Source organism: Arcobacter sp. ISO1, assembly GCF_058105185.1.
The window spans coordinates 680,503-702,688 of the sequence record NZ_CM176573.1 but is presented as its reverse complement, the minus strand read 5'-3'; the positions used below and the strand labels follow the sequence as shown (position 1 = coordinate 702,688).

Annotated in this window: 21 protein-coding genes; 12 read left to right on the top strand and 9 right to left on the bottom strand. The window is 26.8% G+C overall.

What is annotated here, in order from left to right; all coding sequences use genetic code 11:
* Positions 1-58: 58 nt before the first annotated feature.
* From dnaN to AC2TY9_RS03540, 6 genes are all read left to right on the top strand, one after another.
* A complete protein-coding gene (gene dnaN / locus AC2TY9_RS03565; RefSeq protein WP_421715601.1) occupies positions 59-1,129 on the top strand; it encodes a DNA polymerase III subunit beta in 1,071 nt (356 codons plus the stop codon).
* A 16-nt stretch (positions 1,130-1,145) separates the two neighbouring features.
* Entirely contained in the window at positions 1,146-3,467 is a 2,322-nt protein-coding gene (gene gyrB, locus AC2TY9_RS03560; RefSeq protein ID WP_489779563.1) for a DNA topoisomerase (ATP-hydrolyzing) subunit B, read from the top strand.
* A 95-nt stretch (positions 3,468-3,562) separates the two neighbouring features.
* A complete protein-coding gene (locus AC2TY9_RS03555; RefSeq protein WP_489779562.1) occupies positions 3,563-5,311 on the top strand; it encodes an ABC-F family ATP-binding cassette domain-containing protein in 1,749 nt (582 codons plus the stop codon).
* 73 nt (positions 5,312-5,384) lie between these two features.
* The gene (locus AC2TY9_RS03550; protein WP_489779561.1) at positions 5,385-6,248 is read left to right on the top strand and encodes a sulfurtransferase; all 864 of its coding nucleotides are present in this window, start codon (positions 5,385-5,387) and stop codon (positions 6,246-6,248) included.
* A gap of 1 nt (position 6,249) precedes the next feature.
* Positions 6,250-8,061: a PAS domain S-box protein gene (locus AC2TY9_RS03545; RefSeq protein ID WP_489779560.1), complete on the top strand. Its 1,812-nt coding sequence runs from the start codon at positions 6,250-6,252 to the stop codon at positions 8,059-8,061.
* Between the two features lie 82 nt (positions 8,062-8,143).
* Positions 8,144-8,536: a DUF3010 family protein gene (locus AC2TY9_RS03540; protein ID WP_489779559.1), complete on the top strand. Its 393-nt coding sequence runs from the start codon at positions 8,144-8,146 to the stop codon at positions 8,534-8,536.
* Between the two features lie 10 nt (positions 8,537-8,546).
* Here AC2TY9_RS03540 and AC2TY9_RS03535 read toward each other — a convergent pair whose 3' ends face one another.
* From AC2TY9_RS03535 to AC2TY9_RS03525, 3 genes are read right to left on the bottom strand one after another with little or no spacing between them, the layout of a single operon-like run.
* Complete coding sequence (locus AC2TY9_RS03535; RefSeq protein ID WP_489779558.1) at positions 8,547-9,260, bottom strand: LrgB family protein; 714 nt, start codon at positions 9,258-9,260, stop codon at positions 8,547-8,549.
* Positions 9,257-9,613, bottom strand: coding sequence for a CidA/LrgA family protein (locus tag AC2TY9_RS03530; protein WP_489779557.1), 357 nt, complete (start codon positions 9,611-9,613; stop codon positions 9,257-9,259). The genes AC2TY9_RS03535 and AC2TY9_RS03530 overlap by 4 nt, the downstream gene beginning before the upstream one ends.
* 5 nt (positions 9,614-9,618) lie before the next feature.
* Positions 9,619-10,470 (bottom strand): NAD(P)-dependent oxidoreductase, encoded by an 852-nt coding sequence (locus AC2TY9_RS03525; protein ID WP_489779556.1) that lies wholly within the window; start codon positions 10,468-10,470, stop codon positions 9,619-9,621.
* 155 nt (positions 10,471-10,625) lie between these two features.
* Between AC2TY9_RS03525 and AC2TY9_RS03520 the strand changes: the two genes are divergently transcribed.
* Together AC2TY9_RS03520 and AC2TY9_RS03515 are read left to right on the top strand one after the other, a co-directional pair.
* On the top strand, positions 10,626-12,062 hold the full coding sequence (locus tag AC2TY9_RS03520) for an adenylate/guanylate cyclase domain-containing protein (protein ID WP_489779555.1): 1,437 nt from the start codon (positions 10,626-10,628) through the stop codon (positions 12,060-12,062).
* Positions 12,052-13,008 (top strand): hypothetical protein, encoded by a 957-nt coding sequence (locus AC2TY9_RS03515; protein WP_489779554.1) that lies wholly within the window; start codon positions 12,052-12,054, stop codon positions 13,006-13,008. Before AC2TY9_RS03520 ends, AC2TY9_RS03515 begins: the two co-directional genes overlap by 11 nt.
* A gap of 12 nt (positions 13,009-13,020) precedes the next feature.
* Here AC2TY9_RS03515 and AC2TY9_RS03510 read toward each other — a convergent pair whose 3' ends face one another.
* Both AC2TY9_RS03510 and AC2TY9_RS03505 read right to left on the bottom strand, forming a co-directional pair.
* Positions 13,021-13,656 (bottom strand): LysE family translocator, encoded by a 636-nt coding sequence (locus tag AC2TY9_RS03510; protein WP_489779553.1) that lies wholly within the window; start codon positions 13,654-13,656, stop codon positions 13,021-13,023.
* Positions 13,657-13,682: 26 nt separating this feature from the next.
* Positions 13,683-14,513 (bottom strand): AraC family transcriptional regulator, encoded by an 831-nt coding sequence (locus AC2TY9_RS03505; protein WP_489779552.1) that lies wholly within the window; start codon positions 14,511-14,513, stop codon positions 13,683-13,685.
* A gap of 73 nt (positions 14,514-14,586) precedes the next feature.
* Between AC2TY9_RS03505 and AC2TY9_RS03500 the strand changes: the two genes are divergently transcribed.
* Positions 14,587-15,876: an APC family permease gene (locus tag AC2TY9_RS03500; protein WP_489779551.1), complete on the top strand. Its 1,290-nt coding sequence runs from the start codon at positions 14,587-14,589 to the stop codon at positions 15,874-15,876.
* Positions 15,877-15,890: 14 nt separating this feature from the next.
* Here the strand turns inward: AC2TY9_RS03500 and AC2TY9_RS03495 are convergent, their stop codons facing one another.
* Positions 15,891-18,137 carry a fatty acid cis/trans isomerase gene (locus AC2TY9_RS03495; RefSeq protein ID WP_489779550.1) on the bottom strand — a complete coding sequence of 749 codons (2,247 nt, stop codon included), beginning with the start codon at positions 18,135-18,137 and terminating at the stop codon, positions 15,891-15,893.
* 41 nt (positions 18,138-18,178) lie between these two features.
* Positions 18,179-18,571, bottom strand: coding sequence for a tautomerase family protein (locus AC2TY9_RS03490; protein WP_489779549.1), 393 nt, complete (start codon positions 18,569-18,571; stop codon positions 18,179-18,181).
* A 175-nt stretch (positions 18,572-18,746) separates the two neighbouring features.
* On the opposite strand from AC2TY9_RS03490, the gene AC2TY9_RS03485 reads away from it, so the two are divergent.
* Positions 18,747-19,067 carry a hypothetical protein gene (locus AC2TY9_RS03485; RefSeq protein WP_489779548.1) on the top strand — a complete coding sequence of 107 codons (321 nt, stop codon included), beginning with the start codon at positions 18,747-18,749 and terminating at the stop codon, positions 19,065-19,067.
* Here the strand turns inward: AC2TY9_RS03485 and AC2TY9_RS03480 are convergent.
* Both AC2TY9_RS03480 and AC2TY9_RS03475 read right to left on the bottom strand, forming a co-directional pair.
* Positions 19,064-19,924, bottom strand: coding sequence for a DMT family transporter (locus AC2TY9_RS03480; protein WP_489779547.1), 861 nt, complete (start codon positions 19,922-19,924; stop codon positions 19,064-19,066). The two genes, AC2TY9_RS03485 and AC2TY9_RS03480, sit on opposite strands and share 4 nt — an antisense overlap.
* A gap of 9 nt (positions 19,925-19,933) precedes the next feature.
* Positions 19,934-20,959: an NAD(P)-binding domain-containing protein gene (locus tag AC2TY9_RS03475; RefSeq protein ID WP_489779546.1), complete on the bottom strand. Its 1,026-nt coding sequence runs from the start codon at positions 20,957-20,959 to the stop codon at positions 19,934-19,936.
* Between the two features lie 167 nt (positions 20,960-21,126).
* Between AC2TY9_RS03475 and queF the strand changes: the two genes are divergently transcribed.
* Both queF and AC2TY9_RS03465 read left to right on the top strand, forming a co-directional pair.
* The gene (queF, locus tag AC2TY9_RS03470) at positions 21,127-21,504 is read left to right on the top strand and encodes a preQ(1) synthase (protein WP_489779545.1); all 378 of its coding nucleotides are present in this window, start codon (positions 21,127-21,129) and stop codon (positions 21,502-21,504) included.
* 9 nt (positions 21,505-21,513) lie between these two features.
* Positions 21,514-22,158, top strand: coding sequence for a DNA-binding protein (locus AC2TY9_RS03465; protein WP_489779544.1), 645 nt, complete (start codon positions 21,514-21,516; stop codon positions 22,156-22,158).
* Positions 22,159-22,186 lie beyond the last annotated feature (28 nt).

The window sequence follows — 22,186 nt, the reverse complement described above, 5'->3', positions numbered from 1 at the left end:
ATCTTTTCACATGAACTACTATTACCACTAATTAATATAATAAATAGGAGCTGATAAAATGAAATTCATAATAACAAAAAGCATATTTGAGAATATAATCTCATCAATGCAACCATTCTTAGAAAAAAAAGATGCAAGTTCAATTACTTCACACATATATTTAGAAGTAAATGATTCTAAACTTATTCTAAAAGCAACAGATTATGAAATAGGATTAGAATGTAGTATTGATACAATTACTGAATCGCTATATGGAAAAGCAACAGTTAATGGATCTAATCTATTAGGAATAATAAAAAGATTAAAAGATTCAGATATTATTATTGAAACTGCTGACAATAATCTTATTATTAAACAAAATAAATCAACATTTAAATTACCTATGTATGATGCAGATGAATATCCATCATTAATTTTAAATCAAGATTTAAAAAACTTAGATGTTTCAACTGTTAATTTAATCAACTCTATTAGAAAAATCACACCTGCAATTGATAATAACAATCCTAAATTTGAATTAAATGGTGCTCTAATAGATATAAAAAGCTCTAAAATAAATTTTGTATCAACAGATACTAGAAGATTAGCAATTTCATTTTTACAAAACATTTCAAATGCTGAAGCTCAATTTATTATTCCAAAAAAAGCAATAATTGAAATTCAAAAACTATTTTTAGATAATGCAACAATCTCTTATGATGAGAACAATTTAATTGTTTCAAATACTAATATGAGATTTTTTACAAAACTAATTAATGGTAAGTTCCCAGATTATGAAAGAATCATTCCACAAAATTTAAAATATAATTTAGAAATTCCAAAAAACATGTTAATTGAATCTATCAAATTAGTTACATCTTTATTTTCAAATATTAAAATCACATTTAAACCTCAATCTATAATTTTTGAATCTTTAGATGAAGATACAGAATCAAAAACACAAATTGATATTGATTTAAATATAGATAATGAATTTTACTTAGCAGTTAATGCTAAATATCTATTAGACTTTTTAAGTCAAACAAATAAAGAAAACGTAACTATTGGATTTAATGAATCAAATTTACCATTTTATTTAGAAGATGATAAATTCTTTACAATTGTAATGCCAATTGTTTTAGAAAAATAAGTAAGGATAAGAAAATATGAGTCAACAAGAATACGGCGCAAATAATATTAAAGTTTTAAAAGGCTTAGAAGCTGTAAGAAAAAGACCAGGTATGTATATTGGTGATACTAATATTAATGGTCTTCACCATATGGTTTATGAAGTTGTAGATAACTCTATTGATGAAGCAATGGCTGGGTATTGTAGAAATATCAAAGTTACTATGACTAAAGATCACTGGGTTAGAGTTGAAGATGATGGTAGAGGTATTCCTACATCTATCCACGAAGGTGAAGGTATTTCAGCTGCAACTGTTGTTTTAACTGTACTTCATGCTGGTGGTAAATTTGATAAAGATACCTATAAAGTATCAGGTGGTCTTCATGGGGTTGGTGTATCTGTTGTAAATGCTTTATCTTCTGAACTTAAAATGACAATTTATAGAGAAGGTAAAATACACTATCAAGAGTTTTCAAAGGGTATTCCTAAAATGCCTTTAGAAGTAATTGGTGATGCTCCAAGAAAAACTGGTACAACAATTGAATTTTTAGCTGATGATTCTATTTTTGAAGTTGCTTCTTATGATTTTGCAACATTGGCAAAAAGATTTAGAGAAGTTGCTTATCTTAATTCATTTATCTCTATTACTTTAGAAAATGAAATTACTAAAACAAAAGAAGTTTACCATTTTGAAGGCGGTATTAGACAATTTGCTGAAGATTTAAACAAAGATGTTGCAGTTTCAGATGCTGTAGCATTTTCTGAAAGAGTTGAAGATGTTGAAGTTGATATTGCTTTAATGTATAACTCAACATATACTGAAAAAACTTTATCGTTCGTAAATAATATTAGAACAATTGATGGTGGTACCCATGAAGCAGGTTTTAAAGCTGGACTTACAAGATCTATTGTTAAATATGTAAATTCTAATGCAGCTGCAAGAGAAAAAGATACAAAAATTTCTGGTGATGATGTAAGAGAAGGTTTAATTGCAGTTGTTTCTGTAAAAGTACCTGAACCTCAATTTGAAGGTCAAACAAAAGGTAAATTAGGTTCATCTTATGTAAAACCAATTTGTCAAAAATTAACTTCTGAAGTTTTAGATAAATATTTTGAAGAAAATCCAGCTCAAGCTAAAGCTATTATGGAAAAAGCTTTAATGGCAGCACGTGGTAGAGAAGCAGCTAAAAAAGCTAGAGATTTAACTAGAAAAAAAGATGCAATGACAGTTGGAACGCTTCCAGGTAAATTAGCTGAATGTCAATCTAAAGACCCAGAAATTAGAGAACTATACCTGGTGGAAGGGGATTCTGCAGGTGGTTCAGCAAAACAAGGTAGAGATAGAGTTTACCAAGCAATTTTACCACTTAAAGGTAAGATTTTAAATGTTGAAAAATCTAGACTTGATAAGATTTTAAAATCTGATGAAATTAGAAATATGATTACAGCTATGGGTTGTGGTATTGGTGAAGATTTTGATGAAGAAAAAATCAGATATCATAAAGTAATTATTATGACCGATGCCGATGTTGATGGATCTCACATTCAAACATTACTTTTAACTTTCTTCTTTAGATTTTTAAGACCAGTAATTGAAAAAGGTTATTTATATATAGCTCAACCACCTTTATACAGATATAAAAAAGGTAAAAATGAGACTTACTTAAAAGATGATACGGCATTATCAAATTTCTTAATTGAACATGGTATGGATTCTTTTGACTTTGATGCTTTAGGAAAAATGGATTTAATTGATTTATTTAAAACAGTTGCTAGATATAGAGGAATGATTGGTCAATTAGAGAAAAGATATTCATTAATTGAAATCATTAAACACTTAATTGAGCACTCTGATTTAGTTAAATTAGAACAAAATGATCTTTATGAAGTTGTTAAAAAATTAATTGAAGATAGAGGTTATAATATTTTATCTAAAAACATGACTGATGATATGATTCAATTATTCGTACAAACAAATGAAGGTTTAGAAGAACTTGTAATTGATGATGAACTATTTGCATCTCCATATTTTTCTGAAGCTACTTATATTTTCAACAAATTAGTTGAGAGAGATATTTCTATGTTTAATGGTAGAGATTTAATTGAAGTTCTTGAAGAAATTGAAGGATTAGCTAAAAAAGGTGCTTATATTCAAAGATATAAAGGTTTAGGGGAAATGAATCCTGAACAATTATGGGAAACAACTATGACTCCTGAAGATAGAAGATTATTAAGAGTTACTATTCAAGATGCTGAAATTGCATCTGATACATTTACTCTATTTATGGGTGATGAAGTAGAACCTAGAAGAAATTATATCGAAGAGCATGCAAAAGATGTTGAACATCTAGACGTATAATTAAAAAGGTGGCGAAAGCCATCTTTTAATATATTTATTACTCGCAATTCCCTATAATCCAAAATTCAAAATAAAACCATCCAAAGAAGAAACTAATGATAGAACTAATTAATATTTCAAAAAGCTACCCTACAAATGATTTATATAATGATTTAAACCTAAGACTAAATGCTGGTGATAAAGTAGGTTTAGTTGGAAGAAATGGTACAGGAAAGTCTACACTTTTTAAACTAATTTTAGGGGAAGAACCACATGATAGTGGTGATATTAATTATCCAAAAGGTTACAAAATTGGTGCCTTAAAACAATATTTTAACTTTACTGAAAAAACTTTAATTGATGAAACAGCATTAGCTTTAAATGAAGAGGACAAATACAATATTTATAAAGCCGAAAAAATTTTATTTGGTCTTGGATTTACTGATGAAGATTTAAATAAAAATCCAAATTCATTTTCAGGGGGTTATCAAATTAGAATAAACCTCGCAAAACTATTATTAACAGAGCCAAATATGCTTTTACTAGATGAGCCTACAAACTATTTGGATATTTTGTCTATTAGATGGTTAAAAGCATTTTTAAAAGCATTTCAAGGGGAAGTTATATTAATTACCCATGATAGAAACTTTATGGATTCAGTATGTACTCATACCCTTGGGATTATTAGAAAATCAGCTTTTATGATTCAAGGTGGAACTAGAAAATTTTATGAGCAGTTAATGGCAAATGAAGAACACCATGAAAAACAAAAAATTGCTCAAGAGAAAAAAATCAAAGACCTTGAAGAGTTTATTGCAAAAAATAAAGCTAGAGCAGCAACTGCAACACTAGCTCAATCAAAGGTTAAAATCTTAGAAAAAATGGAAGTTTTAGAAGATTTAGATTATGACGCTAATTTAAAATTTGATTTTAATTACAAAGAAACATCAGCTAAATTTCTAGTTGAAGTAAAAGATTTAAGTTTTGGATACAAAAGTGATAAAATTCTTTTTAAAAATATTACATTTGCATTAAGCCGTGGGGAAACAATTGGAATTATTGGAAAAAATGGTACTGGAAAATCAACTTTATTAAACACAATTGCAGGTGAACTTGAGCAGCTAACAGGAAGTGTTGATTTCCATCCATCTTGTAGTTTTGGGCACTTTGGACAAACAAATATTAATCATCTAAACAATGATAATACTATAATGGATGAGATTTATAGTGTAAATAATAAACTTGGTGAAGCCACTGTTAGATCAATTTGTGGACTTATGATGTTTAGTGGTGATAATGCAAAAAAGAAAATCTCACTTTTATCAGGGGGAGAAAAATCAAGAGTAATGCTTGGAAAGATAATTGCAAAAGATGTGAATTTATTATTCCTAGATGAGCCTACAAACCACTTGGATATTGATTCAATTGATGCATTAACTAGTGCAATCAAAGCTTTCCCTGGTTCTTGTATTATTGTTACTCACTCAGAAGAACTATTAAGGGCTGTTTGTGATAGGCTGATTGTATTTACTAATAATTCTAAGAATGGCGGAGCAGACTATTTTAATGGAACTTATGATGAGTTTTTAGAAAAAATTGGTTGGGAAGATGATGATTCTACTGAGAAGAAAAAGCCTGAAAAACCAAAAAGAAATAAAAAAGAGATTAGAAAGTTAAGATCTATTATTGTTGCTGAAAAATCAAAAGAAACATCACCTATAAAAAAAGAGATTGAGGCTTTAGAACAAGAACTTGAAACTCTAAAGGGAAAAGAAAAATCAAAAAAAGAATCACAACTTTTAGATTTACAAATTAAATTAGAAGAGCTTAATGAAGAATTTCAAAAAAGAATGGATGAAGTTTAATATAATTATTATTAATTTATTTATTTTATCAAACTATGATATAATTTGATTTTTACAGAAAAAAGGATACTACTTGAAAGTTACTAAATTATTTTTTCTTTTATTTTTTTCAATAAATATTTTATTTGCTTCAAATAAAGATATTCCAGCAATAATCTCTTTAGATTGGTTAAAATCAAATTTTAATGATTCAAATTTGGTGATTGTTGATTTAAGAACAAGTGAAGATTACAAAAAACTTCATATAAAAAATGCAGTTAATGTTCCAGGATTAAAATCTTTGTTTGATGATAAGTTTTTTATGCCAAAATTGGATTTTTTAAAAGAGTTATTTAGTAATGCAGGAATTGATAGTAATAGTAAAGTAGTTGCCTATGATAATGGAGATTTTATCTGGGCAGCCAGATTTTACTGGATTTTAGAGACTTTAGGACATGAAGAAGTAGGTATTTTTAAATATGGTTTTACAAAAGATACAAAACTTGATATTCCAACTTCAAATAAAATAGTAAAACCCACTAGAAAAGAGTTTGTTCCAAGAATAGATAATAGTAAAATTGAAACAAAACTTGGAACTTTAATGTCTATTGGAAATAAAACCATTATTGATGGAAGAAAAGAGTCTCATTATCAAGGTAAAGAATCTACTGCAAAGAGATTTGGACATATTCCAAGTGCTCAAAATTATGCTTGTACTCAAAATTATCAAGTTACCCAAAATGGAAATGTAATGAAAGATATTTCACAGTTAAAAGAGATATATAAAGATATTCCAAAAGAAAAAGAGATAATTTTGTATTGTGATGGTGGAGCTGAAGCTGCATTGAATTTTATAGTTTTAGAAAAGTTGGGATATAAAGTTTCTGTTTATGATGGATCATGGACAGAGTGGGGAAATGATTTAGAAGTGCCAATAAAAAATCCATCAAAAGAATAGAATGAATTCTTTACCAAAATATAATGGTTCCATAAAAAAAAGATTAATTTTTATTATAATGTCAGTTACATTGTTAACTGCATTAATAGGTTATGGAAGTTTTGTATATTGGTATATGCAAAACCAATATGAACAAAAAATTGAACTTTCAAAAACTGTTAGTTTGGTTTTAGCCCAAGATTTTGCTAAATTAATTTTACTTAATGATGTATCTGCTGCTGCTGATATTAGCGACTCTTTAAAATCTTTCTCTACTTTAGAGTCTATGGTTTTATATAAATTAGATAAAAAACCAATTCTTCAATATCATAAAGATAACAAAAGTTTTAATCCTAAACCTTTACCAAATATAAAATTAAATAAGCTATTTATAGAAGGAAATATATTAAAACTTTATAGTGATACAAAATATAAAAATAGCAAATTAGGTACTGTTAAATATGAGTTTCAAGTACATACACTCTTTGATGTTATTAAAAAGAACCTTTCAACTTTAATAATCATTTTGTCATTAATGTTTTTAATTTCATATTTTCTTACACTCTATTTTGCTAAAAAATTTACTGATCCAATTTTAAATCTTGTTAAATTTTTAGAAAAAATTGAATTAAAAGATAGTTATAAAAAAAGAATTCAAACAAAAGAAAAAAATGAGTATGGAACTTTATATGAAGAAGTAAATCAAATGCTTCAAAGAATAGAGGATTCCCATAACGTTTTAAAAATTGCAGCAATTACCTTTGAAACCCAAAATGGGATAACCATTACTGATAAAAATCAGAAAATTCTTTTAGTAAATAAAGCCTTTACTAAAATCACTGGTTATAAAGCTTCTGAAGTAAAAGGTCTAACTCCTAAAATTTTACAATCTGGTTTGCATGATAAAAACTTTTATGAAGAGATGAAAAATTCTTTAAAAGAGAAAAATATTTGGGTTGGAGAGGTTACTAATAAACATAAAGATGGAACTATTGTTAATGAGCATTTAACAATACAGTCTATTTTAGATAATAAAGGTGAAGTTATTTATTATGTTGCCTCATTTTTGGACATAACATTACAAAAAGAGATGGAGTTTAAACTAAAAGAAAAAGAGAGTCAGCTAATTCAAAAATCCAAAATGGCTGCCATGGGAGAGATGTTAGAAAATATTGCTCACCAATGGAGACAACCTCTTTCAGTCATTTCTGCAGCTGCTTCATCAATTTTACTAAAAAAAACATTACAGATAAAAATAGATGAAAAAGAGCATATTGAAAGTCTAGAGAAAATCACAAGTACAGTTCAATATATGTCAAATACAATTAATGATTTTAGAGATTTTTTCAAAGAAGATAAATATGTAACTTTTTTTAATTTAAAAAATAGTTATGAAAGGGTTTTAGGTTTGGTTGGTTCCAAACTAAAATCAGTAGATATAGAATTAATTGAAAATTTAAATGATATAAATATATCAGGAATAGAAAATGAGTTTATTCAAGTTTTAATGAATATTATTTCAAATGCAAAAGATGCTTTAAATGAATGTGAAAATAAAAAATTACTATTTGTACATATATTTGAGGAATCTAACAATGCTGTAATTGTAATAAAAGATAATGCAGGCGGAATACCTAAAGATTCAATTAACAAAGTATTTGAACCATATTTTACTACAAAAGGGAATGAAGGTACTGGAATAGGACTTCATATGTCAAAAGATATAATTGATAATCATATGAACGGTAATCTAAGTGTAGAAAATGAAAAATATACTTTTGAAGGTATAGAGTATACAGGTGCGAAATTTATTATAAAACTACCAATCTCTTAAAATCATTACATTTTGACATTTAATTAATTTAAATTAATTTTTTTATATATACTTTCAATATAAAGCAATAAAGGCAAATAAATTGAAAATATGTGGAATAGAATTAAAATCAAATGTAGCATCATTAGCTGTTTTAGAAGATGGTGAATATATTGACTTAAAAATAAAAAAAATCATTTTAGAAGATGATGAAAACCAAGAAGATATAAGAAAGTTTTGTAATGAGTTTTTACTCTTTTTAGAACAAAATCAAATTGATAAAGTGGTTATCAAAAAAAGAGCAAAAAAAGGAAATTTTGCAGGTGGAGCAGTTACTTTTAAAATAGAGGGTTTAATTCAATTAAACCCTTTATGTGAAGTTGAACTTATATCTGCTCAAACAATTTCTTCTTTTGAAAAAAAGAATACTATTGAGAAACCTAGTGAGTTAAAAAAGTATCAAGAACAGGCTTTTTTAGCCGCTCTTGCTTCTTAATTTAAAAAATTTATTTTATAAATTGAATTACTAATGGAAGTAAAATAGCTGTAAAGACACCACAAAGTCCCATAGCAAGCGCTGAAAAGGCTGCAGCCTTTTCTCCCATTTCAACAGCTCTTGCAGTTCCAATTCCATGGGAAATAAGACCTAGTGCAAAACCCTTTGAGGTATCATGTTTAATCTTTATAACTTTAAATATAAAATTCCCTAAAAGTGCTCCAATGATTCCTGTTATTATCACAAACCCTACAGCAAGGGAAGGAATAGCTCCAATTTGTTCTGAGGTTATAATAGCAATTGGTGCAGTAATTGATTTTGTTGCCATTGATAAAATAGTTGCCATATTTGCATCAAGTAAATAAAGCAGTCCTAGAGCTATTACAATTGAAAAAGAGCCTGCTATGAATAAAGTTAACACTATAGGTATAAAAAGGCTTTTTATATGCTTTAAATTGTTATATAGAGGTAATGCCAATGCAACAGTTGCAGGACCAAGAAAAAAATGTATAATTTCAACACCTTTAAAATACTCTTCGTAGGATTTACCACTTATTATTAGAGTACTCATAATAATTGCATAGGCTATTACTATTGGTTGAAGTAAGGTATGTTTATTAAATTTTTCATAAATGATTATCCCAATTTTATAAGCACCTAAAGTTAAAATAAGCCATAAAAGTGGAGTTGTTGTTATATATTCATATAATGCTTCAAAATTCATTTTTCATTCTTCTTTATTTTTCTAATTGTTAAGATATCAATAAACTTGGCACTAAAGGCTAAGGCAATGATTGTTCCTACTAAAAGTGAAATAGTAATAGCCCAAAACTCTTTAGAGATTATATCTGCTTGTGTAACTATCCCCATTGCTGCAGGTATAAATAGAAGTGGTAAATATCTTAGGTGTAAAAATACTGCATTATCTAGAGATTCAAAGCTAGATTTTTTTATCATCAAAAATAGAAGTAATAAAAGCATACCAATTACAGGTCCTGGCACAATAAGTTCAAAAAGTTTTACAAAACACTCCCCTAGAAATTGAAAAACTAGGAGAGTAATAAGTCCTTTTAACATCTATATTAGTCTTTAAATAGTTGGTAAATAGAACAGAAATCCTCTTCACCTCTTCCATCTTTTTTCATTTTCCCAAATAATTCTTTTGGAACAGCAGCACTATATAAAGGCTGATTTAAACTATAAGCTAAATCTTGTAAAGTGTGTAAATCTTTATAAATTGCATTATTTGAAAAGTGTGCAGAAAAATCCTCTTCAATTAATTTTTGAGTTTTTGCTTTTAAAACTAGTGATTGACCACCACCAACTCCAAGGATTTCAAGTAATTTTGGTTTATCAATATCACACATTTCTCCAAGGGCTGTACACTCTGCAAGAGTTGCCATAAAAGAACCCAAACATAGATTATTGATAAGTTTCATTTTTGAAGCTTTACCTGGTTCTTTTAGATAGAAAATCTCTTTTCCTATTTTTTCTAAATATGGTTTGCACAATTCGTATGTTTCTTTTTTCCCTGAAGTAACTATTGTAACTAGACCTTGAAGTGCAGGTGCAACACTACCAAATATAGGTGATTCTAAATAATCTCCGCCTTTTTCATCTATAACTTTATGGAAAGATAAAACTTGTTCATAATGATTTGTTGTTAAGTCAATAATTGTTTTTCCTTCTAAATCAGCGCTTAATAATCCATCTTCCATTTTTAAAATATTCTCAACCGCACTTGATTCAAATAAACACATAAATACAACATCACATTTTTCAATTAGCTCTTTTGGAGAATCTGTAATTTCATAACCTAAATCTTCAACTTTAGATTTAGTTCTATTATAAACTTTCAATTCTTCACCCATATCAGTTAGTCTACTTGCTATTGCACGACCAAGATTTCCAAGTCCAATAAATCCAATTGCCATTTGGTATCCTTTTTTCTAAATTATAGTAAAATCTTTTTAAAGATTAGTAATATAGTTAATTACAGCTTAGTTTTTATAATTTCTGGAGATTAAATAGAGACTAAATTAATGTTATAATCATTAACTTTAAAATTATGTATTAGGGACAAAACTATATGAGGCTATTATTAACAATAAATTATTATCTAAAAAAAGGTGGATTAAAATTAAAATTTATTGGATTTACTATAGCTGTAACGGTTATAACAATTTCCATATTAAGCTTTATAATTATTAATTTAATGAGTAAAGCAATTGAAGAAAAAGCTTTTGAGGTAGCTAGTAGTTCCATTAAACATATTGCAAACTCTTCTAGACTAGCTCTCTTGGAAAGAAATTATGAAAATAAAATCAATTTAAATGAAAATGTTAATATATTAAAAAATTCAAAAATTGAAGGCTTCTTAGATATTTCAATTTATGAAAATGATAAAAATAAATTTTTATATCTTAGTGGTTATAAAAAATATTCAAAATCAAAATATTTAAATGATCTTAAGCTTATTAAAAAACTTATGGATACAAAAACAAATTTATTAGTTGAAGAAAAAGAGCTTCAACTAGATGGTGAAAAGATTAATGTCTATCAATTTACAAGTCCTGTATTTTTTAAATATAAAGAAAAAGATGTGCTTCTTGGAATTGTTATTTTATTATATGACAAAAATACTATTTATTCAGTGGTTAATAAAGCTATAGCAGCATCTTTCATTATTACTTTTTTTGTAGTTTTAATTTCTATTATTCTTGTATATTCAATGGGTAATAAATTAACAAAGCCTATATTAAACATTTCAGAAAATGCCTTAAATGTAGCTAGAGGTAACCTTGATGTAAATTTAAAAATAGATTCCAATGATGAGTTGGGAATATTAGCTAGAAGCTTTAATCATATGGTTGATGGTTTAAGGCAAAGGGAAAAAATGCAAAAATTTGTTTCCACTTCAACAATGGATATGATACAAAAAGATAGTAAAGCTAAATTGATCTTAGGTGGTGAGTATAGGACTATTACTTTTCTTTTTTCTGATATTAGAGGTTTTACCTCAATGAGTGAAACAAAAAAACCTGATGAAGTAGTAGAGATAGTAAACTTTTATTTAAATCTTCAATCTGAGATTATTAAAAAAAATGATGGGGATATAGATAAGTTTGTTGGAGATGAAGTGATGGCATCATTTAGTGGTGAAGATAGTCTACAAAGAGCAATATCTTGTGCTGTAGAGATTCAAAATAGTATTTTTAAAAGAAATAAAATCCGTTTAAATGAAAAAAATACTATTTGTAATGTGGGTATTGGTATAAACAAAGGAGAGGTTATTGTTGGAAACATTGGCTCAAATGATAGGATGGATTTTACTTCTATTGGATCAACAGTTAATGTGGCTTCAAGATTATGCTCATTGGCAAAGGAAAATGAGATTGTAGTTGGGCAAACTTTAGATGAATCTTTCAAGAAAATTTATAATATTCAAGAACAAAGTGATGTTTTATTAAAAGGGATTAATAAAGGGCTTGATGTAAGTTATATAAAGGCTTTAGATGTTATTTAATTTGAAAAAATATTCAGTATTTTTTATAGTTTTAATTACAATTATAGGGTGTAGTGAAAAAAATATACAGATTGGAAATAAAGAGCATTTAATATACCAAAAGGTTTTAAATGATGTTTTGTATTATAGAAGCTATGGAAATGAAACTTATGAAAATGGTTTTTATAAACAATCAGTAGAAGCCTATAAAAAAGTGAATTTTTATGATGGTAAAGAGACCTACTCAAATGAATATATAAAAGATATTTCAAACAAAGCTCAGATAAAAGGTGAATACTATTATAACTTAGCCCTTTTAGCAATTAATAAAAACAAAGACAAAATCAAAGCTATGGTTTTTCTAAATAAGATGATATGTAATAATCCCATAAAGGATGGAGAAGAACAATTTAAAATTCTAAAAAAAGATGAAGATGTCAAAAAATTTTTATTAGAAAAACAAAAACAGGTCAAGAATGCCATTAAAAACTATAATAAATCAGTTAAAAGTGTAGTGGAATTGAAAAGGTCTGTTGATGAATTATCTAAATATGATTATTTTAGTGAAGTTGCAATAGAAGCTAGAAATATCATAAAAAATGATTTAAGCTATTTAATAAACACCACAGTTAAAATATATAAAAAAGAAGAATATAAAGTAGCAAGGCAGCAATTTCTTTCTTTGCATCAAGTTTATATAAATAATAGGACAATTACAAAATATTTAAACTTGATAAGTTTAAAAAAGTTAGAAAAAACTAAAAATTATAAAGAAGATGCTAAAGTTGAAATTAATATCCCAAAAGATTTAAAACAAGCAATAACTTACTATAACAATAAAGATTTAGTAAATGCAAGAAAAAAATTTGAAAAAATATTATCAATAGAACCAAATCATAAAGTGGCATTAGTGTATATAAAAAAAATCAATCAGCAATTAAAGACTCTAAAAAAGCTTCAAAAATAAAATTGGAATATTTTAGAATAACACAGAATTATAGATAATTGAAAGGCTTATTATAAGAAGTACTACTCCTGAAGCTTTTTCTATATAGTTTGAGTTTTTTTCCATAAATTTAAGGCTTTTTGAGTTGCTTACAAGATAGACTATAAATATATCCCAAAAAAGAACAGCTAAAAACATCCAAAGGGCATAAAAACTTTGAACAACAAAAGGTGTATGGTTTTGTATTGAAATAGAAAACATAGTGAAATAGAAAATTGAGTTTTTTGGATTTAAAATTGCCGATAAAAACCCCATACTAAAATATTTGAAAATATCTTTTTTATTTTTTTCCTTTTCTATTCTTTCATCAAAGAGTTTTCTTTTTTTTGCACTTAAAAGTAAATATCCAATATAAAGAAGATATAAAGAACCTAAGATTTTTATAGTAAAAAAGAGTATCTGATTATCTTTTATTAATGTTATTCCAAACAAAGCTAATAAAATATAGGCTAAATTTGCAAAGGCGATTCCAATTGAAGTTATAATTCCTGAACTTCTACCATATTTTGAAGAGTTTGTAAGTATCAAGAAAAAATCTACGCCAGGACTTAAAAGTGCAACAAAGTGGGCTAGGGCTAATGATAAAAAACTAATTAAATAAATTTCCATAAGGGATTATAGAAATTTATAAAAATTTATTCTTGTATAAAATTGACTTTGAAATTATCTTGATAAGATTTTGGAGTTGTAGCAACAATTTTTAAAAAATTTCTATGAAAGTGGCTTTGGTCACTAAAACCACACTCTAAAGCAGTATCTACAATACTTATTCCTTTTTTTAAAATCTCTTTTGCCCTATTAATTTTTATATTTAGTAAATAAGCATGGGGAGTCATATTTATATTTGATTTAAATAGTCTAATTATATAAAAGGGATTTAAACTAAAAGTTTGAGATAACTCTTCTAGGGAAATATTCTCTTTATAGTTTTTATTTAAATACTCAACAATCTTTTCAAAGGCTTTATCTTCTATTTTAGGGTTTGCATTTTCAAGGTGTTTTTCAAAAAGATTTGTAAAAAAATTTATTAGTTCATCTTCTTTTTCATTGTAGTCAATATCACTAAAAATATTCTCACATAAAGTTTTAAATTCATTATAAAGATTTATATCGTAAATAATATTTTCAGGAAAACTCTTAAAGCTAGCAATTTGCTCACAAATTGATTTTTGAATACCATAGCACCACTTTTCATCTAAATACATCATATAGTACAAATTTGGGGTTGTTTTTACAGGATTACAAGAGTGTATTTCATTTGGATTTACAATTGCAATCATCCCCACATCAAAATCGTATTTTTTGTTTTTGTTTGTATAAATAGATTTGTCTTCTAAATTTATCCCTAAAGAGAAAGTATCATGGATATGCTCTTTATAGTGTTTTGTATTATTCGAATATCTAAGTTCTAAAAATGGCAGTTTTTCATGGGTAAATATTCTTGTAAAAGTATTATTAGATTTCATTTGTAAATTATAAACCAATTATATAAAAAAATAGATTATGCTAAAATATCAAAATTAATTTTTAGGTATTTATATGAAAGATAAAAAAATAGGACTTTTTGGTGCTGTTTCCATTGGCGTTGGTGGAATGGTTGGAGGTGGTATCTTTGCTGTTTTAGGTGAAGCTGTTTCCTTTGCAAAAGGAGCTACTGTAATAGCCTTTTTACTTGCAGGGATAGTTGCTTTATTAACTTCATATTCTTATGCAAAATTTTCAGTGAAGTTTCCAAGTCGTGGGGGAACAGTGGTTTTTGTAGATAATGCCTTTGGTCATAATCTATTATCTGGAAGTTTAAATCTTGTTTTGTGGATTAGTTATTTAGTTACAATCTCTTTATACTCTATAGCTTTTGCTTCTTATGCTCAAACTTTTTTCCCAACTTTAAAAGGGTTTTATTTAGAACATATTTTAATATCCCTAGCTATTTTAATTCCTTCTTTTATAAATGTAGTAAGTGCAACTTTTGTAAGTCGTTCAGAGCTTATTGTTGTTATTATAAAAGTCTTGTTGCTACTTTTAATTATCTTTACTAGTTTTAGCTATGTAGATACTTCAAGAGTTGCCTTAGAAAACTTTTCAGATCCTTTTTCTATTTTTGTAGCAGGGATGATTATCTTTATTGCTTATGAAGGCTTTGAGTTGATTGCAAACTCCTCTGAAGAGATTGAAAATCCAGAGAAAAATCTTCCAAGAGCTTTTTATATATCAGTTATTTTGGTAATTGTTTTATACCTTTTAATTGCCTATATAACAGTTGGAACTGTAGATGAAAAACAACTACTTGAAGCAAAAGATTATGCTTTAGCTGTTGCAGCTAAGCCTGCTTTAGGAAATATTGGTTTTATTCTTGTAACAATTGCGGCTTTATTGGCAACTTTTTCAGCTATAAATGCAACAATTTATGGAAATGCTAGATTAGGTTTTACCCTGGCACGTGATGGTGAGTTACCTAAAAAATTAAATGAACAAAGAAATAATATCCCTTTTGCAGGGGTTGTTTCAACTGCACTTATTAGCTTGATTATGGCAAATAGTATTGATATAACCAAAATTGCAATAATTGCAAGTGCAAGTTTTTTACTAATATTTACAATAATAAACATAAGTGCTTTGAAGATGCATAAAGAACTTGATGCAAATAAATATATTCTTAGTTTATCAAGTTTGGTTAGTTTTACTGCACTTTTGACTCTTTTATATAATACCTATGAAAAAAATCTAAATGCATTGATTATATTTTGTTCTTTTCTTTTATTCTCTATTATATTTGAGTTTATTTATGGAAAAATTGCTAGAAATGATAAGTTTTTGGAATCCAATTAGTAGAATATATTCTACTAATTGAAACTTTTGTGATAATATCTATTTAAATCAAAAAGCCCTGCTTTTTTAGGGTTTGTTTCATAAAACTTATTTTGAAACCAGTCAAATGTCTCCCAAAACTTTTTATCACTTCTTCTAATAAAGAATTTTTTCAGATTCTCTTCATTTTCATTATAATTTAGCAAGATATTGAAAAATTCACTTATTTCATCTTCTTCAACTACAACAAAATAGTTTGGATAAGAGCCTACAAAGCCTTCAATTATGTTAATACTGTCTTTATTTGTATCTAATCTTTCATCCTCTTCAAACATAAAAGCAACATTATCATGCCATCTATTTACTACAGCGGTATAAATCAAGTCTTGTGTTTTTAGTTTAAATCTTATATAAAAAAGATTAAAATTTGTACTTGAAAACTCTTTGTATTTTTTTAGATTATCAACTAAGGTTAGTTTTTTTAAAGCTTGTTCAATCTCTTTTTTATTTGAGTATTTATCTAAAATAGGAGTTTCGAGATATTTTTCTTCAATAAAATTGATTTTATCTTTTTTTGTATTTGTTCTTTTTAGAATTTTTTCAATAAATTCTTCTTTATAATTTTTTGTTTCATATTTTATTGCTGTTTCATTTGATGAAGGTGTATATGTCACAAAATATTTTGCAAGAAAACCTTGATACCAGTTATCAAAAACCTCTTTTCTTGAGTTTTTAGGAAGGTACTCTAAAAAGTTACTTTCCCCTTCGATTCGAAGTCTATCCATATATTTTCTAACTAATACTTTATGTTGAGTATTTCCAAAAACATCAAATCCTGCAACAAGTGAGTAGTACAACCTTTCAATTAGTGGATAATCAATTACCCACATGGTCCTTGGCATGTTTCCTAAGGCTCCTTTATGAACAGAAGCTGAGTCAAAATGTCTATAAATAGTTAAAATTGCATCATTATCTTTTTTGTTTACTTTATTTCCTCTCCAAATTGATTCAAGATCTAGATTTTTATTTTTATAAATTTTGTTTTTATTTTCATAATATTCAATTGTTTCATTATCATATTTAAAAAAATTAAAACTTTTTACTAATGGGGTATTAGCCCCATATTTATTTGGTAAGGATAGATTTGAAAAGTTCTCTTTTAAAAACTTTTTATTTAAAATTGTTTCATCATATTTTGGATCTTTAAAGGCAATCCAAAAGTGATCATTTATCACATTTAGTGCAATTTGTCCTTTACAAACAGGCCCTCTAATGAAGGTCATTATAAAGTAGTGAATATCATCAAGTAAAAATTGATATCTTGATTCTGAAGGGATTTGATTAAACGCAATTAAAGCATTTGAAGCAATTTTTGCTTCATAACTAATATTTTGTGTGGGGAACCACTTTTTATCTATAAATAACTCTTTATATCTTTTTATTTTTTTATCATCAATTTCATAAACCATATGGGTTTTATGAACAATTGTAGAGCTAATTTTTCTAAAATTATAATAAAATTTTTTCTTAGGGTCATCGTATGGAAGTCTCGTACTTACAGGTATTTTCCCCTCTTTATCATAGCTTCTTTGAATTTGATAAAAACCATCAGAAGAGCCAAATTTTATGTGAGCTAAAAAAAGATGTTCATAGATATATCTTGCTGAGATTTTATGTTTCATATCTTTTTTATTTAAAAATTCTTCAAGTTCTTTTAGTTGTTTAGGGTATTCTAAATCTTTTTTTCTATCATCTATTGAACTATTTTTTAGCCATTTTGTTATTATCTTATGCTCTTTTTTTGATAAAGCTGGAAATCCATAGGGCATTCCATGGTAAGGATTTTCATCAAGATACTTTTCTAATTCATTTAAATCTTTTGGGCATGTTAAGTCATCAGTTTCTGGTGAATAATCACCTTTGCTAATTGGAAGTTTTTGTTTTTGTTCTAAAAAAAGACTCATAATACTTGTATTATTTTCATCAAGTGGTTTAGTAATTGAATAAAACCCTTTATCTCTCCACTCTTTTTCATCTAGTGCATCAACAAATAATCTTGTTGGGTTGATTGGTTCTATTCTATTTTCATAAATCGCAGTTTTAGTTCCACCTCTTTCAATCCCTTCAAATGAACTAAATTTTGTTTGGCAAGGTGAGTTATAACAAGAGTGGCACACAACACATCTATTATCTAAAATAGGTTTTACATCATTTTCAAATGATATTGGTTTAGCATATAAAAATAAGCTAAATAGAAAAAATACAAGTATTCTATGAATCATTAAGGTCCTTCAATATAATACTTGATTATATCATAGAAATATTATACTAAAGGGTCTTCTCCTGTGGCCCATTTATCTAGGTATTTTTCTATTAAATGAAAATCTTCCCCAGTATGTTGCGTAAAAGTGATATATTGATTTCTATTTTCAACTTCAAATACTTCATTTACAATTGCCATATATCTCAAAGCTAATTCTCTTCTTTGTTGAATTGTTCGCCCTTCCCTAATATCTAAGTTCATTAAACAAATATCATCATTTGGGTTTGCTCTTCCTATTGTAAGGTTATATTTATCATATTCTTTAATAGAAATTGCTATATGCTCAGTTCCTGTATCCATAATTTCAGAAAAGGTTTTTCTTATCTCCATAACAAAATTTTCTTTTGTTTCTTGTGATATTTTTTTATTTATCTCAAATTGCAAGTGGGGCATAAAAACTCCTTTTTCAAATCATCTTATATTTATTCTAAATATTATTTGAATCATTGATTTAAATAAATAAATTTTGCTAAATTTAAGAATATACTAAAAAATGTCTCATTTTTTATATGAATATAAATTCAGTAATTATATAATAAATTTTTAGAATATTATAATAGGATATGTCATGGATACAACAGAACTTTTAGAAATAGCAAAATCTAGTACTTGCCCAATTGAACTTGAGGAATTACATAATTCTAGTAGTATGAATGTAAGAAGGGCTGTAGCAAGAAATATCAATGTTTCCACAGAAATTGCAAATAAATTAGTAAATGATCCAGTTTTGAATGTAAGTTTCATGGCCTATAAAAATCCAAAGGCAAGTATAAAAAAAAATTTTGATGAAAATAGTTTAAATTATTGTGTTTTATGTGAAGAGGATGAAAGATATATGAATTGTTTTGAATGTCCTGAAACAAATAATAGAAGTTTGTTAAATAGTTAATTTTTTTCTTTTAAACTTATAAAAATACCACCTAAAACTAAAATAGTTGAAACTAATAAACTTATAGTTAATTTTTCATCTAAAAAAATTATACTTATAAAAATAGATATTATAGGTACAAGAAGTTGAAGCACACTTGCTGTTACTATTTTTAAATCTTTTAAAACAAAATACCAAATAGAATAACCTAAACCTGAAGCAATTGACCCTGATAAAAATGCCCAAAATAAGCCAGTTGAAGTAACATTTAAATCATCAATAAAAAATAAAACAAAGAAAATAGTAATAATAAATGATTTAAAAAAATTGTTTGAAGTATCCTTTATAGCATTTGTACTACTTCTACCTAGTAAGGTATAAAAAGCCCAGCCAATCCCAGATATTACCATTAGACTAAAATGAAGGATTGAGATTGAAAAATCTTTATTTGGATAGAGTAAAAAAAATAATCCAAATAAAGCTAAAGAGATTCCTAGTAGTTTTTTTAATCCAAATTTTTCTTTTTTTATAAAAGCAAAAAGTACCATTGTTATTTGAACCACGGCAAATAAAATTAAAGCACCAAGACCTGCATCTAAACTAATATATGAAAAAGAGAAACATATTGCATATAAAAAAAGAAAAAAACCATTTAACCAGTTGCTTTTTAAATCTAAGGTGTTCTTTTTATTTATAAAAAGTGAAATTAAAAATAGTGTAATAACTCCAAAAAGTAGTCTAAAAAAACTAAAAGAGTAAGGATCTATAGAGTCACTTTGTAAAGCAGCCTTACAAAATATTGAATTTAGTGAGAAAAAAAGTATTGTTAATGCGCTTAGTAAAAAAAGGTTTTTATTAACTAGTTTTTTTACTAACACAATATTAACTTAATGTTTAAACTCTGGATGGTTTTTAAAATACTCTTCAACTTTGTCAGTATAGGCATAAATTTTTCCAGTTCTTTTTAAATAAGAGTTTACAATATGGTAACCATGATTAAGTGCGGTTACAATTGATCCTCCTGTATTAAATGCAATATCACCGGCAACATACATACCTTTTATATTCGTTCTATAGTGCTCATCATATATTGGTTTTCCTTTGTCATCAGTTTTTATACCGACTTTTTTAAGAAAATCAACGGGTGATGTTCCTCCAATTGCATAAATAATTCTATCATATATTGTGTAGTAACCATCATTAAAGTTAACTTTCACCTTACCATGTTCATTTTCTAGGGATGTTATATCCGTACCTAGTCTTAGTCTTAGTTTTTCTTGACCATTGTATTGATATAAAATATCTTCATTTTCAGGGTTTAGTCTTGTAAATTCATCTTTTCTGTAAACTAAAGTTATGGTGTTGTTTTCATCAGCTAACTCATAGGCATACTCTGCAGCACTATTTCCTCCGCCAACAACAAGTATTTTTTCACCTTCACTACATTTATCTAAATTAAAATTTACAAACTCTTTTATTGAAGGTGGTATTCTATAACTTGGTTTATTTGGTTTCCCCATTTTACCAATGGTTATTACTACAGCTTTTGCTTTAAAACCTTGAGTACCTGTTGAGATTTGAAAAGTTCCATCTCCATCTTTTTGTATATTTTCTACTTCTGTATTAAAAGCTGTATCGATTTTTTCATAATCTAAAAGTTGGTCAAAAAAGTTCAATGTTGTCTCTTTTGTTCCATCCATAAAAGGAATATTTCCTTCAATCTCTATAGTTTGACCCTTCCAATCTTTGTCAACTCTTTTATTGTCTTTATAAAATTTTCTAATAGTACTTGAGTGATTATCTGCCTTGTCAATAAGCAATATTCTTTCTACTCCATGCACAGCTGCTTCTACCGCAGTACCTATACCTCCAGGCCCTCCACCAATAATGGCAATATCATAAGTTGTATTCATCAGTCTTTCCCCAAAGTGTGAATTTTGACACCTATTATACTATAAACTATTCTTATAAAAAGATTTTATAATTTTATTAAGATATTTATCTAAATTATGTAAGTAAAATTATGATAAAATGGCACTTTTAACAAAAATGAACAAAATATTAAAAGGATAAGAATATAATGAAATATGGTGAAAAAGAGATTGCTGAATTTGACATCAATAATGAAGAAAATTTTTGGCCAAATAAAAATGAAAAAAATTATGTAATCAAAATCGAATTACCAGAATTTATGGCAAAATGTCCAAGAAGTGGATACCCAGATTTTGCAACAATTTATTTGGAGTATACACCAGATAAATTAGTTATAGAATTAAAAGCATTAAAAATCTATATTAACTCTTTCATGCTTAGAGAGGTTTCTCATGAAAATAGTGCAAATGAAATTTTTGACACACTTTATGGAAAACTACAACCAAAATGGATGAAAGTTGTAGCAGATTTCAAACCTCGTGGAAATGTACACACTGTTATTGAAATAGACAGCGATAAAATGTAAGGCATATTTTTGGAGAGATTAGTTACTACGGCACAAGCTGCTGAAATATTAGGGATTTCTCTCCAAGGTGTACATTATAGAATTAAAAAAAATCAATTAAAATCAATTAAAAAATCTGGCAAAACATATGTTTATATAAATGAATCTCAAAATACTTCCTCTACAGCAAACCCTATAGAAGAGCCAAAAATAGAGATTATCACATTTAAAGAGACTATAAAAGAAGTAGTTAAAGCAAAAGATGAACAGATATTATTATTGAAAAAATCGATTAAATGGATGAGAAAACAGCATGGGGCAGAAATTTTAAGATTAGAAAAAAATCAAAAAAGAATTATAGGTGTTTTTAATAGAGAGATTGAACTTTTACAAAGTGCCTTTAATGAAATGCGTTCAATATATAAACCCCAAATTATGAATCAGCAAGAAAATAAAAAAAAGACTGAAGAAAAAGCAAAAGAAAATATTAATGAGAAAGAAAAATTTATCTCTATTATTGATTTTACTTTATATTTAAAAAGACACAATAAAAGTGAAAGAGAGATAAAACTTATAATAATGAAAGCTATTGAACGAAAAGATTCAAGATTTATTTTTAATAAAAAAGATAAAAAGCTTTTAATTTTAAATGAAGATTTTTCTGATTTAATTTAGTAATGCCACGTTTATATCATTTTAATCT

Excerpts from the sequence above, each read along its gene's own strand:
- dnaN (WP_421715601.1), top strand. The coding sequence starts at position 59 with ATGAAATTCATAATAACAAAAAGCATATTTGAGAATATAATCTCATCA.
- gyrB (WP_489779563.1), top strand. The coding sequence starts at position 1,146 with ATGAGTCAACAAGAATACGGCGCAAATAATATTAAAGTTTTAAAAGGC.
- AC2TY9_RS03555 (WP_489779562.1), top strand. The coding sequence starts at position 3,563 with ATGATAGAACTAATTAATATTTCAAAAAGCTACCCTACAAATGATTTA.
- AC2TY9_RS03545 (WP_489779560.1), top strand. The coding sequence starts at position 6,250 with ATGAATTCTTTACCAAAATATAATGGTTCCATAAAAAAAAGATTAATT.
- AC2TY9_RS03535 (WP_489779558.1), bottom strand. The coding sequence starts at position 9,260 with ATGAATTTTGAAGCATTATATGAATATATAACAACAACTCCACTTTTA.
- AC2TY9_RS03530 (WP_489779557.1), bottom strand. The coding sequence starts at position 9,613 with ATGTTAAAAGGACTTATTACTCTCCTAGTTTTTCAATTTCTAGGGGAG.
- AC2TY9_RS03525 (WP_489779556.1), bottom strand. The coding sequence starts at position 10,470 with ATGGCAATTGGATTTATTGGACTTGGAAATCTTGGTCGTGCAATAGCA.
- AC2TY9_RS03520 (WP_489779555.1), top strand. The coding sequence starts at position 10,626 with ATGAGGCTATTATTAACAATAAATTATTATCTAAAAAAAGGTGGATTA.
- AC2TY9_RS03515 (WP_489779554.1), top strand. The coding sequence starts at position 12,052 with ATGTTATTTAATTTGAAAAAATATTCAGTATTTTTTATAGTTTTAATT.
- AC2TY9_RS03510 (WP_489779553.1), bottom strand. The coding sequence starts at position 13,656 with ATGGAAATTTATTTAATTAGTTTTTTATCATTAGCCCTAGCCCACTTT.
- AC2TY9_RS03505 (WP_489779552.1), bottom strand. The coding sequence starts at position 14,513 with ATGAAATCTAATAATACTTTTACAAGAATATTTACCCATGAAAAACTG.
- AC2TY9_RS03500 (WP_489779551.1), top strand. The coding sequence starts at position 14,587 with ATGAAAGATAAAAAAATAGGACTTTTTGGTGCTGTTTCCATTGGCGTT.
- AC2TY9_RS03495 (WP_489779550.1), bottom strand. The coding sequence starts at position 18,137 with ATGATTCATAGAATACTTGTATTTTTTCTATTTAGCTTATTTTTATAT.
- AC2TY9_RS03490 (WP_489779549.1), bottom strand. The coding sequence starts at position 18,571 with ATGCCCCACTTGCAATTTGAGATAAATAAAAAAATATCACAAGAAACA.
- AC2TY9_RS03485 (WP_489779548.1), top strand. The coding sequence starts at position 18,747 with ATGGATACAACAGAACTTTTAGAAATAGCAAAATCTAGTACTTGCCCA.
- AC2TY9_RS03475 (WP_489779546.1), bottom strand. The coding sequence starts at position 20,959 with ATGAATACAACTTATGATATTGCCATTATTGGTGGAGGGCCTGGAGGT.
- queF (WP_489779545.1), top strand. The coding sequence starts at position 21,127 with ATGAAATATGGTGAAAAAGAGATTGCTGAATTTGACATCAATAATGAA.